Annotated in this window: 15 protein-coding genes; 2 read left to right on the top strand and 13 right to left on the bottom strand. The window is 36.6% G+C overall.

What is annotated here, in order from left to right; all coding sequences use genetic code 11:
- Nucleotides 1-91: 91 nt before the first annotated feature.
- The 7 genes from K332_RS0120920 to K332_RS0120890 all read right to left on the bottom strand — a co-directional run bounded on the left by K332_RS0120920 (nt 92) and on the right by K332_RS0120890 (nt 5,265).
- Entirely contained in the window at nt 92-814 is a 723-nt protein-coding gene (locus tag K332_RS0120920) for an amino acid ABC transporter ATP-binding protein (RefSeq protein WP_026909231.1), read from the bottom strand.
- Nucleotides 815-818: 4 nt separating this feature from the next.
- Complete coding sequence (locus K332_RS23075; RefSeq protein WP_036689555.1) at nt 819-1,544, bottom strand: amino acid ABC transporter permease; 726 nt, start codon at nt 1,542-1,544, stop codon at nt 819-821.
- A gap of 42 nt (nt 1,545-1,586) precedes the next feature.
- The gene (locus K332_RS0120910; RefSeq protein ID WP_026909230.1) at nt 1,587-2,360 is read right to left on the bottom strand and encodes a basic amino acid ABC transporter substrate-binding protein; all 774 of its coding nucleotides are present in this window, start codon (nt 2,358-2,360) and stop codon (nt 1,587-1,589) included.
- Nucleotides 2,361-2,589: 229 nt separating this feature from the next.
- Entirely contained in the window at nt 2,590-3,135 is a 546-nt protein-coding gene (gene lepB, locus K332_RS0120905; protein ID WP_026909229.1) for a signal peptidase I, read from the bottom strand.
- A gap of 32 nt (nt 3,136-3,167) precedes the next feature.
- A complete protein-coding gene (locus tag K332_RS0120900; RefSeq protein WP_026909228.1) occupies nt 3,168-3,773 on the bottom strand; it encodes a hypothetical protein in 606 nt (201 codons plus the stop codon).
- A 260-nt stretch (nt 3,774-4,033) separates the two neighbouring features.
- A complete protein-coding gene (locus K332_RS0120895) occupies nt 4,034-4,813 on the bottom strand; it encodes a hypothetical protein (protein WP_026909227.1) in 780 nt (259 codons plus the stop codon).
- The gene (locus K332_RS0120890; protein WP_026909226.1) at nt 4,810-5,265 is read right to left on the bottom strand and encodes a hypothetical protein; all 456 of its coding nucleotides are present in this window, start codon (nt 5,263-5,265) and stop codon (nt 4,810-4,812) included. Before K332_RS0120890 ends, K332_RS0120895 begins: the two co-directional genes overlap by 4 nt.
- Nucleotides 5,266-5,931: 666 nt before the next feature.
- Here K332_RS0120890 and K332_RS23435 point away from each other — a divergent pair.
- Nucleotides 5,932-7,071, top strand: a complete 1,140-nt coding sequence (locus K332_RS23435; protein ID WP_051359571.1) for an N-acetylmuramoyl-L-alanine amidase — start codon at nt 5,932-5,934, stop codon at nt 7,069-7,071.
- A 517-nt stretch (nt 7,072-7,588) separates the two neighbouring features.
- Here K332_RS23435 and menC read toward each other — a convergent pair.
- The 5 genes from menC to K332_RS0120860 all read right to left on the bottom strand — a co-directional run bounded on the left by menC (nt 7,589) and on the right by K332_RS0120860 (nt 15,348).
- Nucleotides 7,589-8,704 (bottom strand): o-succinylbenzoate synthase, encoded by a 1,116-nt coding sequence (gene menC / locus K332_RS0120880; protein ID WP_026909225.1) that lies wholly within the window; start codon nt 8,702-8,704, stop codon nt 7,589-7,591.
- A gap of 257 nt (nt 8,705-8,961) precedes the next feature.
- Nucleotides 8,962-10,107 (bottom strand): M20 peptidase aminoacylase family protein, encoded by a 1,146-nt coding sequence (locus tag K332_RS0120875; protein WP_026909224.1) that lies wholly within the window; start codon nt 10,105-10,107, stop codon nt 8,962-8,964.
- Nucleotides 10,108-10,293: 186 nt separating this feature from the next.
- A complete protein-coding gene (locus tag K332_RS0120870) occupies nt 10,294-10,980 on the bottom strand; it encodes an ABC transporter ATP-binding protein (RefSeq protein ID WP_026909223.1) in 687 nt (228 codons plus the stop codon).
- A 22-nt stretch (nt 10,981-11,002) separates the two neighbouring features.
- Nucleotides 11,003-13,510, bottom strand: a complete 2,508-nt coding sequence (locus tag K332_RS0120865; RefSeq protein ID WP_026909222.1) for an FtsX-like permease family protein — start codon at nt 13,508-13,510, stop codon at nt 11,003-11,005.
- Between the two features lie 224 nt (nt 13,511-13,734).
- Nucleotides 13,735-15,348, bottom strand: coding sequence for an amidohydrolase (locus K332_RS0120860; RefSeq protein ID WP_026909221.1), 1,614 nt, complete (start codon nt 15,346-15,348; stop codon nt 13,735-13,737).
- Between the two features lie 252 nt (nt 15,349-15,600).
- Here K332_RS0120860 and K332_RS0120855 point away from each other — a divergent pair, with 252 nt between their 5' ends.
- Nucleotides 15,601-15,999 (top strand): reverse transcriptase-like protein, encoded by a 399-nt coding sequence (locus K332_RS0120855; protein WP_026909220.1) that lies wholly within the window; start codon nt 15,601-15,603, stop codon nt 15,997-15,999.
- A gap of 146 nt (nt 16,000-16,145) precedes the next feature.
- On the opposite strand, the gene K332_RS24325 is transcribed toward K332_RS0120855, so the two are convergent.
- On the bottom strand, nt 16,146-16,419 hold a 274-nt coding region (locus K332_RS24325), incomplete at its 5' end, for a group II intron maturase-specific domain-containing protein (protein WP_036689552.1).

The raw sequence follows: 16,419 nt of genomic DNA, 5'->3' as shown, positions 1-16,419 counted from the left end.
TTAGACAGGTTCCCCAATCATATAACAAATTTGCCTTTAAGAAAAAGCCCTTCATTTTCTCTCGATGGACTTCTCTCAAATTCCTACTTCATCATAACACCTTACTCAAGAAATCCTGAGTCCGAGAATTCTTCGGCTGACCAAACACTTCAGATGGTGTACCTTCTTCCATAATAACACCCTCATCCATAAACAAAACCCTGTCACCCATCTCTCGAGCAAAGCCCATTTCATGAGTTACCACAACCATTGTCATCCCTTCTACAGCAAGTTGCTTCATAACATCTAGAACTTCTTTTACCATCTCAGGGTCAAGTGCAGATGTCGGCTCATCAAACAACATAATCTTCGGTCGCATTGCAAGTGCTCTAGCGATAGCAACACGTTGCATCTGGCCACCTGATAGCTGCTCAGGGTATGCCTCAGCTTTATCTTGAAGTCCTACCTTTTCCAATAGTTGATAAGCTAAATCAACTGCTTCAACCTCGTGCATCTTTCGAATTCTTTTTGGAGCAATAGTAATGTTATTTAACACATTCATATGTGGAAATAAGTTGAACTGTTGGAATACCATTCCAACTTCCTTTCTTATTTCATTGATATTTGTTTTTGTATCATTTATTTTTACACCATCAATATAAATTGATCCATCTGTGACCTCTTCTAATAAATTGATGCAGCGCAGAAACGTGCTTTTTCCAGAACCACTTGGGCCAATGACACAGACTACTTCCTTTTCATTTATCTCACAATCTATTCCTTTTAGAACCTCTAAATTTCCAAACGATTTATATAAACTATTAATTTTAATCATGACATCACCCACCTACCGAAGAACGACTAAATGAAAATGTACGTCGTCTACGTGGAATATAGCTATTACTGTATCGTTTTTCCACATATGCAATCACCCTTGTACATACCCAGGTCAAAAGTAAATATAGAATTGCTACTGTTACATATGGCTCATAAAAACGCTGATAGGCTCCTGCAACAACTTGGCTAGCATATAAAAGATCATTAGCAGCAATTACGGTAACTAACGACGAGTCCTTGAGCAGAGCAATTAATTCATTTCCTAGAGGTGGAATCATTCGACGAAATGCTTGTGGCAAAATAATTTGTTTCATTGCTTCTCGTTTTGGCATACCAAGGGAACGAGCTGCTTCCATTTGTCCTTTTTCAATCGATTGAATCCCTGCTCGAATGATTTCAGCATTATAGGCAGCACAATTCAACATAAGTGCGGTTGCTCCAGATACGAAATAGCCTAATGAATGGCCAAATATACTAGGAATAACTGCTAGATGAATCAACAGAATTTGTACTAAGAGTGGCGTTCCGCGAAAAAAATCAACATAGTATTTGCACGGGTAATAAATCCATTTAATTTTGGAAAGTTTCCCTATTCCAAGAAAAAGCCCTAAAATCACACCACCAATATACCCAACTGCCGTTAAACCAAGGGTAACCCAGAGTCCACGAATAAATAGTTCTTTGTAGTTCCAAATCATGTCAAACCGAATTGATTCTAAAAAATCCATCATGACCTCCCCCTGTATGTTATCAATCTCTCGCTTTTTTAATTACTCGATATCCATACCAGTGAGTTCTTTCAAAGTACCATCTTCTTTAATTTTTTGTATCCCCTCGTTTAATCTGTCGACAATTTCAGAGTTTCCCTTTTTCACCATTAAGCCATAATATTCTTTTTCAAAACTATCATCTTCTATAATTTCCAGTTCTACATCTGGGTTGTTTTTCACATATTCCAATACAACAGAATTGTCACCTACTGCCGCGTCAGCATTACCATTTAACATTTCAGTAATTGCCAGAGGCATTGTTTTTGGTGCAACAATATCCGAACTTGTTTTACCTAGTAGTCCTTTTACTACCTCATGACCAGTTGTATTAATCTGTACAGCTACTTTTTTCCCTTTAAGCTCTTCAAAACTTTCCACATCACTATTAGCAGGAACAAGAATTACTTGGTTTGCCACAAAATAAGGGTCTGTGAAATCAAATGACTCTTTACGATCATCTGTAATGGTGATAGAAGATACAGCAAAATCAACCTCTCCATTCTCCACAGCAGCAAATAATGGCTCCCAGCCATAGTTCTTATATTCCACTTCGATGCCTGCAGCTTCGGCAATCGCATCAACAATATCAATATCGATACCAACTATATTCCCACTATCATCCATGTACTCCATAGGAGCATATGTAGCATCAGTTGCAACCACTAACTTATCACCTGATGAACCAGAGCCTGTGCTTGAGCCACAAGCAGCTAAAAACAAACTTAATGTAATCACTAAGAAGAAGACGGACCAATATTTCTTTACCAATTTCATATGAAATGAATCCCCTCTCTTATTTTTATATCATCACTCTTTTTATAATTATCTAATAATTGTGATGATTATTATAATTATATGCGAATGCATGTGCATTATCAATACTATTCCGTTGCCATCAAATCACTAAAATTGCCGAAATACCTCGAATTATTCGTTCAAAAGTACTAAAAATACCAAAGTGCCAGGCACTACGAATTGTCGAATTCTTTCGTAGTTCTGGCACTTATTTTTCAACCTTTAAGGAAAAGGGGAAGATAGAGATCATAACTTTGCCAAGCACATTTGATTCATTAATAGAGCCTACTCTATCACTTCTACTATCTAGACTTTCTCCAGGTGTCCGATTGTCCCCAATAACAAAATAGGACTCACTTGGGACAATTACTTCCTCCATATCATTTGGTAAGCCAGTCGTATACGTTTCATTAATCATTTCTCCATTTACAGACACTATCCCATCCTGAATCGCAATGGTATCATTTGGTAGGCCTATGACTCTTTTAATAACGTTAAAGCCATTTTCATCACGAAAAATAATAATATCATTCCGGTCTACTGTATAAAATAAATTACTAGTTAATAATATATCTCCATCTTCTAATGTTGGATTCATTGAATCCCCTGAGATTGTGATTACTCCAATAATAAAACGAAAAATAACAAATAAAATTACTAGACTAACGAGAAAAAAAGCCCAACTACCCCAACTAGCTTTCTTTTGCTCATCATTTTCTAAATTTTGTCCTTTAAGGGATACACTACTTTCCATTAAATCACCTACCTAAAACGGATTTTAATCGTTTAACCTGCAGAATCTACCGTTTCCTTAGAACCTTGTTCCACATTATTATCACTATTAGAATCAGTTATAGCACTATTTATTTCACTATTATCAGATTCTGTATCCTCTATTCCACTGTTTTCTACCTTAATTTCCTTTGGCACATTCCCTACTACTCCACAATCCATTAATGCACTTTTATCTTTCTTCCCCATTACAATGTCCATTTCTATTTCTGCATTGGTAGCTATACACTCTAACTTCTGAGTCATATCCTTACCTGAATCTACTGTAACACTATAACTTTCTATCAACTGATCGGCATATTCTTCTATTTGTTGAACCCTCTTTATCTTTTCATTTTCAATAAAATCTTGAAATTGTTGGTCAGCCGCTTGAATGGCTTGTTGAATTTCACTCTTAAGCCGCGTTGTTTGTTCTTCCTGTTTAAGTGATATACTACTCTCCATTTCATTAATCGATTGAGTACTTTTATTATCTAACCAATTCGACAACATAGAAGCTATATCTTGGTCTGCAAATGTAACCTTAATACTACTAAAGACGATAATAAGGACGGAAAATATTCCTAGTATTTTTAGGTACAGGTTTTTTCGATTTTTCATGCATATACCCCCCCAACATAAAGTGAAACTTCAATCAATGGGGGTTTTTGTACTTCCCCCAATGATTGTTAGTTGAACGAATCGGGCTTTTACTGGCTGTTGATCCCCCACTTATAATTCTTGAATTTCACTCGAATTCTCCTCGTTAAGGGTCTTACAGCCAGTTAACCTGCGATAAACAGGATATCCTATTTGGATCTGGCAACCATATATGGAGCCAGACCCCAACACTAGGACATCCGCTTCATTTTAAATCATCCTTATTGATTAATTCCATTCACTACTTCATCAAGAGCTGCTTTTGCCTCATCTTCTAGTTCCTGTGCTTTTGCAACAATAATTGCTTCTTGTTCAGCTACTAAAGAGTCTAGTAATGTTGTTACTTCTGTTCTTAAATCATTAATTCTCCAATCAATTTGGTTCTTTAAATTACGTACTGTAATTTCTTCTTGATTTGCTAATTCAGCAGCAAGTGCTTCTTGTGCTTCTCGAATGGCATCCTCAAGCTCTTGTACAGCCTCATCCCTTGCCGTATTAATATCAGTAGTCATTCCATTTATTGCCTCTTGCCCAATCTCACCAGTATAGTTTGTTAAATCATTAGTTGCATACGCTAGTCCTTCAGATTTTAGTCGATCAATTTCAAAGTATCCTTCTAGAAAAACGTTATAGAACTCAAGACCAATATTCTCCAATATTGCCCGTTCTTCTTCATCAAGGGATTCCAAATGACCTAACTTTGCATTAATTATTTCTTCCAAAGACTCGCCTGTTGCTAGTTCCCTAGATAAATCAATATTAACGTTTGCTTCCGCTTTTAATGCTTCATATTCCTCTTCTAATGCTGGAAGTTTACTTTCCCCGTATGCAGAAACCTCTCCTTCGATTGAGGTAACGGTTTGGCCAAACATCCCCTCATACCATGCACGTAAATTCGCACCTGCATCTGTGTTTGCAAATGCAATACCAGAACCTGATATCACACCTACTGCTACTACCCCTGCAATAATTTTTGTTTTCAAGCTTTTTCCCTTTTTCATCTCAAATCTCCTTTTCCATTATTAATTTGATTTTTATCCTGCTCTATTAATTCACTAATAAATTCCGTAATATCTTCGCTTATCTCGGAGTCAATTTCATTACTTTTTTTGTTGGTATACTCTGTAAAAGGCATATGAAGTAGGGAATCTTCTCTTCTTTCAGCGAGATTCAATAGATAATTTCTATTATATTGGTTGACATCATTAGTAGTTGCACTTGAAACTATTTCATTAATTCTTGCAAGTTCTTCTGCTATCTTTTTATTCCGAGCATCTTGTTGGTTATCAAAAGAATTTAGAAAGTCATTTTTTTGGACTACGAAAAAGTTTTCAACACTATTAATCATGCCAGCTAGCTTCTCCTTATAAGGTAGACTTGATCCCTGAACAGTCACCATATGGAAAACAAAAAATAAAGAAACTACTATTAAACCCACTAGTATTTTTTTCATTTATCACCCGACCTTCCTATCATATTTTTTACAACTTTTCACATAAGCATCACTCGTTGTGCCCATATTAACAGGAAATTCTGAATAAAGAATCCTTACAATCTACTATTTATTATCTAGTATGATAGATTCAGAAAAACTGGAGAAAGGGCAAAAAATATGTAGATTTTATCCGTTATTTCGAAGGACAATGTTCTAATAAGTCGAATTAAAAATGTTTATGATGAAAACAATCAACCATTGTACTAAATATTAATTATTAAAGTAATCTATTAGTTAATTATCATCAGAACCTTACACCTATTAAGAGGTTTTTAACATCCTCAAAATTTGTTTCCTAACATAAAAAAATATTATATTCTGGTATAAAATGGTGTAATTTTTTCCAAACCTTATCTGATTCGACAAAGATTTACGGAAACGCTTTGTACTCTTTCAAATAACAAATGATAGGTTAATAGAATTTTTCTCATATAAAACCCTACTAAAGGAGGACTACTCTCTTTCAATTCATCCGATTTCCCTAATGTAACGTTCATTTTTTCTACTAAGATAGGACTATTCAATTAAAATAAATGATATTTTCATATATAAATGTATAAATCTATTATTTTCTGTCCATCCTTTTGATAGATTCATAAATTAAGAGAAAGGGATTGAGAGAATATGAGTAAAGTTTTAAAGATGATTTTGGGGATAGGGTTATTCGTATTGTTCGTATCGTTCTTTCCTATTAATAACGCACATGCAAATTCCCAAGAAGATGATCATATAAAATTATTTGAAGTAAAAACAGAAAGTATAATGCGAACAGCTCCAAATGAAGAAGCTGAAAGTATTGGTAATTTAATAGAAGGAGATCATCTTCGCACATTTGACGAAATGAACGGTTGGGTGAAAACCTTTTATGAAGGACAACCAGTTTGGGTTTACTCGGAGGATTTATTACTGTTAGAAGAGAATCGTACACAAGATTTAAATCATGAGTCTCAAGAGCAAGTTGACAAAAAGGAAGAGAATACTTCTGAAGAGAACCAAAATGACAATGAACAAGTAGATATAGAAGAAGAAAAGGTAGAAGAAGAGAATAAAACCAAACAAGATGAGAGCAATCAATCAAACCAACATGAGGAAGTCTTTTTCAATAACCAACAAGCGGAACATCCTTTGGATGAAAATGTCGAATTATCTGTTGGAATGTATAAACCAAAGGAAGTACAAATTTCAGAAGATACAATAGTTGTAACAAAAAGCACATTAAATGGATATAGCATTCTAATTGATCCAGGACATGGTGGTGAAGATGCTGGGGCAGTACATGATGACGTATACGAAAAGAGTCTTACACTTTCTACAGCTGAAAAACTTGCAACCTATTTGGAGAATGAAGGAGCAACAGTTAATTTCACAAGAGAAGGTGACACGTTTAATTCTTTACAAAATCGGGTAAAGCAAAGTAATACCAACAAAACAGATGCATTCATTAGTCTCCATTATGACTATTTTAGTGATTCATCTGTTAATGGCATCAATACGTATTATTCTAATTCTAGAACAAGCGGAGACCTTGCAAATAAGGTCCACTCGTCCCTTGCTGACAATCTGGATATGAATGATCGCGGTATTAGAAATGAAGGTTATTATGTATTAGCGCATAATCAACATCCTGCTGTTTTATTAGAGTTAGGATTCATGACCAATCCCGGTGATTTTGAAAAAATCCAATCGGAGGAATACCAGAAATCTGTAGCTAAAGCCATTACAGAAGGATTAATGGAGTATTTTGATGAAGAATCTGTTGAATAGGTTGAATTATTTGTTAGACCCTCCCTTAATATATTTGGCACCAGAATCAATCGGATTCTGGTGCGCTTTTTACATGGATGTTCTCCATAACGTTCAATATTTAATCGCACAATTTATTATAGACTGTGCGGTAACTAATAATGTTTGTTTGAGCATCGCACTGTGGGGTCTCACCTATGCCTATCTTCCCATAGGAGTCTCCGTGTATTTCCGGAGCTAATATAGAGTAAATTGGGATTGTCGCCCATAATTTATATAAAAAAAAGCAACACACAACCCAAGAATAGAAAAACCACACTAGCGTAGGCAGAATACGAAGACTCCTGCGGGAACAGCCCGTGTCCGAAGACCCCGCAGCGGTGGTCTTTCCGCGAGGAGGCTGAGGCCGTGCCCGTGGAAAGCGAAGTATTCTGGCGGAGCGGTGTCTTAGCACTACACTAACCTCTTAGTAAAGTTACCGCACATTTTCCATCAACTGTAAAATTTTAAAGAGCAAACATAACAAAAGGCTTTTAATTTACATATCAAATTCTTGTTTTTCTATTCGAAATTCCTCCAATGCCTCTTCATCGATTTCATAACCAATCCCTGGAGCTGTTGGAACGTTAATTGCGCCATTTTCCACAATAACCTCTGGTTTAATAATATCTCTTTCCCAATAACGTGAAGAACCAGCAGTATCACCTGGTAAAACAAAGTTTGAAAGTGTAGTAATCGCAATATTATGAGCCCGTCCTACTCCAGCTTCTAACATGCCACCACACCAAACTGGAATCCCATTTGCTTTACAGTAATCATGAATTTTAACGGATTCGGACAGTCCACCAACACGACCAACTTTAATATTAATAATTTTGCAGCTACCAAGTTCAATCGCCTTTTGGGCATCATATAAGGAATGAATACTTTCATCCAAACAAATTGGTGTTTTGATTTCTTTTTGTAGCTTTGCATGGTCAATAATGTCATGATGTTGTAAAGGCTGTTCAATCATCATTAAATCTAAATCATCGAGTTGCTTTAACAACTCGATATCATGTAGAGTATAGGCAGAATTTGCATCAGCCATAATCGGGGTATCTGGAAAAGTTGCACGAACTTGTCGAAGCATGTCTACATCATGTCCAGGCTTAATTTTCAACTTTATACGTTTGTACCCTTGTTCTAAAAACCCCTCAATTTCCTCTAATAAATCCCCTATCGTTGGTTGAATACCAATGCTAATCCCAGCATCAATTTCCGTCTTTTCACCACCAAGCGCCTTAGCAAGAGTCAATCCCTCCCGCTTCGCATATAGATCCCATACGGCACCTTCAATCGCTGCTTTGGCCATATTATTACCACGTAATCGGCCAAAAAGCGGAAAAACGTCATTCGGGTGTTCAATTGGATTTTCTCGTAATATTGGTATTAATAAATCTTCCATCATATCTTTATTGGATTTCACCGTTTCTTCCGTATACCAAGGGATTGGAAAGGCAACACTTTCTCCAAATCCACGGTTGCCATCCATATCTACCGCTTCAATAATAAAGAAATCCTTCTCCTGCATCGTTCCAAAACTTGTCGAAAACGGAAAAATCATTCGCATATTTAGTCGATGTAATATAATTTTTTTAAATGGTATTACCATCAATAACCCTTCTTCCTCATACTGTACAAAAACAGACTAGTACGCAACCTTAACTTTATCTTACCACCAAGTCCGATTTTATGATATTCAGGTAAGACACTTATGCATGAAAAAGGCACCAATCAACACCACCAATCTGATAGATGGTGTTAGTTTGGTGGATTGATGTGATGATATATTTCTTCAATTAGCTTGTTCCACTTTCTTTATTTCTTCTAATTCGTATCCCCCCCCCGTATAATCCACTAATCAACATTTTAATTTGAGACCCCTTGCGAATGGTGTTTTTCAACAGTTTTCATTAATGCCTTTACAATAATTTTCACACTAGGCTCTATTGCATCATGATTAAACATCATGTTAGGATGATGTAATCCTGGCTCCAAATCACACCCTACTGCAAGCATTGTCGCTTTTAAGTGAGGCTTTTTTATTGTATAAAAATGAAAATCATCCCCACCAGTAGTTGTAATCATCGGTACTAGATGCTTTATGCCAACTGTATCAATTATAGCCTCTTCCATAATCTTACTTGCCTCCATATTAATGACAGCGGCGGCCACACTTGACCGAATGGAAAGATCAATTTCCACTTCATGATAATCAGAAAGCATTTTAGCAATACGCTCCACTTTTCCCATCAATTCTTCCATCGCTTCATTTGTTTGAGTACGCATATCCAGTGAGAAAGTAGCATTTCCCGGAATAATATTAGTACTATCCCCGCCAGCATGGAAGCTCGTCATTTTTACAGAATGTGGAATCATTGGATCTAGATAAATATTATTCAAATGCTGGAAAAACTCGCTACCAATCTGAATTGCATTCGCATTTAAATGTGGTCTTGCTCCATGTGCGTCTTCACCAGTGATTACCCCATCCACTGACCAGGAGGCACCATGTCGGATAGCTGGTGAAAACTGGCCATGCCGTAATTCTTGTATCGGGCGTAAATGTAGGCCATAAAGATAATCCAATTCATCAGCAACTCCCTTCCCCACTAAGGTCAGTGCACCATCCCCCTTTTCCTCTGCAGGCTGGAATATAAAGCGAAATGTTCCGTGGTCCGGAATCCCATCCTCCAGTAGTGTAAATAAAACACCTAGGACAATTGTCATATGAGCATCATGGCCGCAAGAATGATTGGCTTTAAATTCACCATCTACCTCCTGCCATAACGCGTCTATATCAGCACGTATTGCTACTACAGGTTCACCACTTCCTATTTCAACAACTAATCCTGGTGTTTTTCCAAACGTTTGAATCCGACATCCCTTATCCTCAAGCAATCCTTTTATATATTTGGTTGTTTTATATTCTTTCCAGCTTACCTCTGGATTTGCATGTAAATAACTAAAAATATCCGCTAATAATGCTCTTAGCTTGGTCTGTGTTGTCCCCATGGTATCCCTAGTACCCCTTTCTACTACTAGCTTATGCAGTACATTTGTTTTTTCTATACCCAATAATTCATAACTTAAACCAACTAATCTTGTTCAATACTTTAGAAGAATAGGTTAGGGGCAACTATTATGTAAATAATAAAGGGAAGGGCAACATTCTTCCCCCTCCCCTCTCACTTTTCATTGTTACATGATAACTGGTTCCAACACTTTCCCATCCTTCATTCGGATTAGACGATTTCCATACGCTGCTGCTTCTTCTGAATGTGTTACCTGAACAATTGTTATCCCTTTTTCCTTATTAATGCGATAGAATAGTTCCATAATTTCTGTGCCAGTCTTACTATCTAAGTTTCCAATCGGCTCATCCGCTAAAATTAATGCTGGACTAAGGATTAATGCTCTCGCAATAGCAACACGCTGCTGCTGGCCACCTGACAATTCTCTCGGTGTATACTTTCTCCGTTCAGAAAGCCCGACAATTTCCAAAATCTCATCTAGCTGTACTTTGTAATCTGCAGGTTTCTTCTTATCCATCGTTACTGGAAGCATTATATTTTCTTCTACTGTTAGATTCTGAACTAGATTATAGAACTGGAACACAAACCCCATAGATTTTCTCCGTAGGACACTTTTCTCCTTATCTTTCATTCTATTAATATCTTTTTCCTGTAAAAAGACTCGTCCCGAAGTAGGTTCATCGATACCACCCAATAAATAAAGTAAGGTGCTTTTTCCTGAACCTGATGGCCCCATAATGGAAACAAATTCTCCCGTTTTAATAGCAATTTCGACATCCTCTAAAATAGGAACATCATTCGTTCCTACTTTGAAACTCTTACAAAGCTTTTCTGTCCGTATAATATTCTCCATCTCCAAATCCCTCCCCATATCTTTATTCATAACGCAATTCCTTCATGATATTTAGTTTAAAGACTTTACGAACTAGTGATAAGGTCGATACGCTTAATAAAATCGCAACTACCAAACATAACATACCAAATAAGCCAAAGGTGAAGTTAAATTCGGTAACCATTCCTATCGCATGAAGAAGGCTTGTTAGGAGAATATTTATTGCTAACCCACCAAAAAAGCCAATCACAATAACAGCAAATAAAGTAATCAACATTTCCAGAAAAATCATTTTTATAATTTGTCCTTTACTCATACACACTGAATATAGAATTGCATATTCTTTTTTTCTTTGGTTAAACGAGACAATTAAGTTATTTGAAATACCAAGAATGCCAACAATCATCCCGAGACCAATAATAACAGTTATTCCATCAATTAATGTATCAATGGTCGCTTTTTGGGAACCGAGCATTTCTTCGAAGGTAATAACCTCTAGTTTATGATTAACAAAAGTATCTGCAATCCTTTCTTTCACATCCTCTGCATGATACCCTTCATCCAACTTCAGTCCAAGCTCTTGAAAAATGCCCGCAAAACTTTCTTCGTAAACTGCCATTGGAATTAGCGCTACATCACGGCTAGAATTAATTCCCTTGCTATCCATAACTCCAGAAACAACCATCGTAATAGGTTCCGTGCTCTCAAGCGGTTTATAACTTACATCCACTGGTTGAATCTCTACTGTATCCCCCATAGAAATACCATATTTGTCCATATAATATTCATCCAAAATGATTGCATTTTCTAAGTTACTTAAATTATTGTCATCTAATTCGATGTAGGTAATTCCATCGTAAAAATCATCTATTTTATTAAAATCATCCACTCCATAAACAGCAAAAGTACTTTCTATCCCTTTATTTGTGGATTGGCCAAGGCTAATATATTGAACATAGGAATCTGAAACACCGTCTATCTTTCTAATTTCATCGATGATTGTTTCATCATTTTCCGAAAGTGAAACTGCTACATCGAAATCCTTAGTTAGTGAATTTGACACATATTGATCAATTCCAGCACTTGCAATACCAACCATAATTAGTAGCAAAAAGACAACCATAATCATACTGACATTGTTAGCTACTATCTTATTACCTGCGATATTTTTAATTCCTAATGATAACTCTCCTGCAGCACTTCTTTTCAAGAAAAATCGAAGTATGTAAGATATTCCATATAATAATGTAGGCATTAACAAAACGATTGAAACAAATAAAAGTAATAAGGATAGGACAGCTAATACAATATCAGCGTATCTGTTTAAATAGTGAAGTACAAAAGCCATTGCTAGTAAAAGAACTCCAAGAAAAACCGACCATTTTGAACGCAATTCTTTCGTAAACGCTGTATCAAAAAGTACTTCCTTTAATGGTTTATTATTTGCTTTTACAATACGGAAGAAGCTAATAAAAGCAGGGAAGAACATACCGAACAGAAGGGAAACACCTAAGTAAACTAGATTGTATTCCACAACCGTTTCTACACCATACTCCTTATATTCGTTAAAAACATCCGCCGCAAAAGGTAGTAGAAATACCGCAAATATAATTCCAAGAACAGACCCTAGAACTCCATAAACAAAAAATTCCAAGAATAGAACACGATTCATCATACCCTTATTTGCACCAACACTGCGGAAAGTACCCATAACGGGCATACGCTCCGTAACAATTAATTTAGTTAGAGAGGCGATGACATACGCACTTATTAACACAATAATAATGATGGACAACATCATAACCATTTGGAAGGTTTGCTCATCCCGTAGAATTATATCCGCTTCATTGGTCCTTTGTATGGTAAAACTATCATTATTTTCTCTTAAGCTAGTAATCGTGGAATCCATATCCCCAGACGGAACTTTTAACAAAGTACTAGCAACCATATTAGAAGTACCATAAAATTCATTTATTTTTTCAGGCTGTGTTATAAGAAGTATATCTCCCATTTCCGAATTAAAAAGACCCTCAGGTTTACTAATCCCCTTTATTATAAATTCATAAGTATGGTCGCCTTGCGAAACATTCAGTCTATCACCAATCTCAAAATCGTAATTTGTAGCGGTGCGTTGACTGATAAGCACCGAGCCATTTTCCCATTTCACTTCCCCAGTCAACAAATCAATTACATTCATTTCCTTAGCAGCATCTGTATCCATGCCATATAAGGAGACCGTTTTCTGATCGCCTTGAAGTGTAATTTTCCCACTGGCCTCGATCATATCCAACCGTTCAGCGTTTACTCCTTCTAATACAAGCTCACTAGACTCATAGAATGGATTCCCATCATCAGTAACTTTGTTCACTATAAGATTTGCTTCTCCATATGACCCTTGTAGCATTGTCGAATATGTATTATTGATAATAGAATTTAAACTAAGCCCGACAAACAACACTAATGTTGAAAGTAGAATTGTTAAAAGAACAATCGCAGACCGAAGCTTTTTTTCAACGATATTTTTTACGACATGCTTTACTATTATTTTCATCCTTTTCCTCCATTAGGAATTTAGTACCAAGTAGTTATACTTACAATAAATCACAATTACAAAATATACAACTATATATTTACGAAAAACTTATAATTATGTTTCACTTCTGAATAAATTTTCACCTCATATGAAATTTCATAATAAAAAGAGGAAAATCCCCATCTGGAGTTTCCCTCTATTCCAACTTAAATCCTACAATTGCTTCATAAAACTCGCACTCCTTAATTATAAGTAGTCGTGCCTTTTTCGAACGTAATATTCCCTCCTATTATTGTCATTTCTATCTCCGTGTTTAAAAGCTCATCAGGATTGTTCATTTCAAATGGATTCTGTGAATAGACCGTCATATCAGCTAGTTTACCACGTGAAATTGTCCCTTTTATGGTCTCTTCATTCGTTGGGTATGCTCCCATTTCTGTAAATAGCTTAAATGCATGGTACATCGACAGTTTTTCTTTTTTATTCCAGCCTTCATGCGTGTCTCCAGGCCCTTTCCGTGTAACTGCAGCATGAATTCCGAGTAGTGGATCAATCGGTTCTACCGGTGAATCCGAACCCCCAGCACAAATCACATGAGAATCCATTAATGTTTTCCATGCATATGCAAGCGGAAGTCTATTGGAACCAAGTCGCTCCTCTACCCATGGGAAATCCCCAACGACAAATCTTGGTTGAATATCAGCAATTCTACTTGGAACGGCTAATCTCGAGATGAGATCGTTGCGTAATGACTGGACATGAATCAAACGGTCACGATAAGCGACTGTTGGAAATTTATCTAATTCATCTAAAACATTCTCTAATGCTTTGTCCCCAATCGTATGGACCGCAATAGGCATAGATAACTCACGTGCTTTTCGAATAATTTCATGGAGCTCCTCATTCGAATACATAGCTTCACCATATTCACTAGGTGCATCATGATAAGGCTCAGATAATAAGGCCGTTCTTCTCCCAAAAGCCCCATCTGCAAAAAGCTTAACCGCACCAATTTGTAGCGTATGATTACCGAATCCGGTATACATCCCTGCTTCCTTTAAGTCATCCAAATACTCATGATCAATTAATAAATTGGAGCGGAGCCCTAGCTGCTCTTGATTCAATAATTCATCAAATAATTGATACGTATTATGTAGACCACCTAAGAAGCTTGGATCATTCGTATGAACACTCGTTAATCCTTTTTTCATTGCCATCTGAATAGTCTGTCTTAGTGCTCCTTTTAAATCCTCTAGGGAGTATTCTGGAATGTACTGCTTAAAAATCTCTGATGCTGATTCTAATATTAATCCTGTTGGCTGTTTTGTCATTTCATCTATTACAATCGCCCCACCTTGTGGAATACTTATATCCTGGTGATAGCCACTAACCTCTAAAGCCTTACTATTTACCAGTGCAGCATGTCCACAAACTCTTGGTATATATAAAGGATTATGTGGCGAAACGTAATCAAGCTCTTGGATAGTTGGTATTCCCCCATCGGTAAAAAGATTTTCATCCCAGCCTCTTCCAAGTAGCCATTCTCCTGGCGGTAAGGAATGTGCTTGCGATTCAATTTTTCTAAGCATTTCTACCTTAGATGTTAGTCCAGTCACATCAACATGTAGTAAATTTATAGCTATGGCAGACATATGGAGGTGGCTGTCAACTAAGCCAGGTGTTACGGTCTTTCCTTCAAGATTAACAACCTGGGTATTTCCCCCACCCCAATATGCCATCATTGCATCTCTTGATCCTATATCAATAAATCTGCCGTTTTCCACTACAACCGCTTCAACCTGTGGCTTCATTGAATCAAACGTATAAAACGTTCCATTTGTATATACCTTTCTCATCAACCGCAACCTCCTATTTTACTATTCAATCATTCTTAATTTATAGAGCTGTTTACAAATATTTTCACCAATATACAAAATATTGCTAATATAGTCAATCTATTCTTTAAATTATACTATGAAATAGAAAAAATTAGTGGATTCACAGGAAGTAAAATTTCAACTAGTATAGGCAAACTGTATACACATGCAAAACATGCTATGATAATACTAATTAACTAACATTTCTAGTACGAAGGAGAGAAGTTTATTTTGATTGAGGTATATACAGATGGGGCAGCCAGTGGTAACCCAGGCATTAGCGGAGCTGGCATTTATATAAAAGCAAACGGCAAACAATATGAATATAGTTTCCCACTCAAGATGATGACTAATCATGAAGCAGAATTTCATGCAGTATTGAAAGCTCTTGAAGTTTGCGAAAGAGAATTCCCAAACGAAATCCTATCCTTCCGTTCTGATTCACAAACAGTCGTACAAGTAGTGGACAATAACCATACAAAAAATAAAACCTTTCTCCCCTTACTTGAAGAAATACGTAACAAAACAGAAAAATTTCCATACTTCTTCATCAAATGGATACCCGAAAAAGAAAACAAAAACGCCGACAAACTCGCCCGAAAAGCAATCCAAGAACAGCGTAGTATGTAGTGGTGCCTGCGTGTAGTGGTGCCTGTCACTTCCCGAAATATGACATATTTTGTCGAATAATTTCATTAAATCGAGTAGGGGTCGCCATCTCTGACCACCCCTCTCACAGAACCGTACGTGCGGAACTTCGCATACGGCTCCTCCCACTAATCCCCTTTGGGGACAATAGGAGTAATTCTAGATTCAAGACTGACCAGTCCAAGACTTTTAAAGAATTTATTATCAAGAGCCGCATGTACCATGGGGCTCTTTGAGCTTCTCCAGGAGAACATTCTTATTCCTCGCAAGCTTGATTCGTTCCACCCTTTTCTTCTTAATGCCCTGTGAAGATTTCTGACTTTTCTCCAGCTCCTTAGCTGGACCATTCGAAGTCTTCTTCTAATCCAAGCATCAAGATTCTTAAATAGGTTTTTGACATTT

Source organism: Paucisalibacillus globulus DSM 18846 (genome assembly GCF_000482485.1).
In the GTDB taxonomy this organism is placed as follows: domain Bacteria; phylum Bacillota; class Bacilli; order Bacillales; family Amphibacillaceae; genus Ornithinibacillus; species Ornithinibacillus globulus.
The sequence above is the reverse complement of the archived record's forward strand: the minus strand, read 5'-3'. Positions and strand labels throughout refer to the sequence as shown.

Excerpts from the sequence above, each read along its gene's own strand:
- K332_RS23435 (WP_051359571.1), top strand. The coding sequence starts at position 5,932 with ATGAGTAAAGTTTTAAAGATGATTTTGGGGATAGGGTTATTCGTATTG.
- K332_RS0120895 (WP_026909227.1), bottom strand. The coding sequence starts at position 4,813 with ATGAAAAAGGGAAAAAGCTTGAAAACAAAAATTATTGCAGGGGTAGTA.
- K332_RS0120920 (WP_026909231.1), bottom strand. The coding sequence starts at position 814 with ATGATTAAAATTAATAGTTTATATAAATCGTTTGGAAATTTAGAGGTT.
- K332_RS0120890 (WP_026909226.1), bottom strand. The coding sequence starts at position 5,265 with ATGAAAAAAATACTAGTGGGTTTAATAGTAGTTTCTTTATTTTTTGTT.
- K332_RS23075 (WP_036689555.1), bottom strand. The coding sequence starts at position 1,544 with ATGGATTTTTTAGAATCAATTCGGTTTGACATGATTTGGAACTACAAA.
- K332_RS0120900 (WP_026909228.1), bottom strand. The coding sequence starts at position 3,773 with ATGAAAAATCGAAAAAACCTGTACCTAAAAATACTAGGAATATTTTCC.
- K332_RS0120910 (WP_026909230.1), bottom strand. The coding sequence starts at position 2,360 with ATGAAATTGGTAAAGAAATATTGGTCCGTCTTCTTCTTAGTGATTACA.
- lepB (WP_026909229.1), bottom strand. The coding sequence starts at position 3,135 with ATGGAAAGTAGTGTATCCCTTAAAGGACAAAATTTAGAAAATGATGAG.
- K332_RS0120865 (WP_026909222.1), bottom strand. The coding sequence starts at position 13,510 with ATGAAAATAATAGTAAAGCATGTCGTAAAAAATATCGTTGAAAAAAAG.
- K332_RS0120875 (WP_026909224.1), bottom strand. The coding sequence starts at position 10,107 with ATGGGGACAACACAGACCAAGCTAAGAGCATTATTAGCGGATATTTTT.
- K332_RS0120870 (WP_026909223.1), bottom strand. The coding sequence starts at position 10,980 with ATGGAGAATATTATACGGACAGAAAAGCTTTGTAAGAGTTTCAAAGTA.
- menC (WP_026909225.1), bottom strand. The coding sequence starts at position 8,704 with ATGGTAATACCATTTAAAAAAATTATATTACATCGACTAAATATGCGA.
- K332_RS0120860 (WP_026909221.1), bottom strand. The coding sequence starts at position 15,348 with ATGAGAAAGGTATATACAAATGGAACGTTTTATACGTTTGATTCAATG.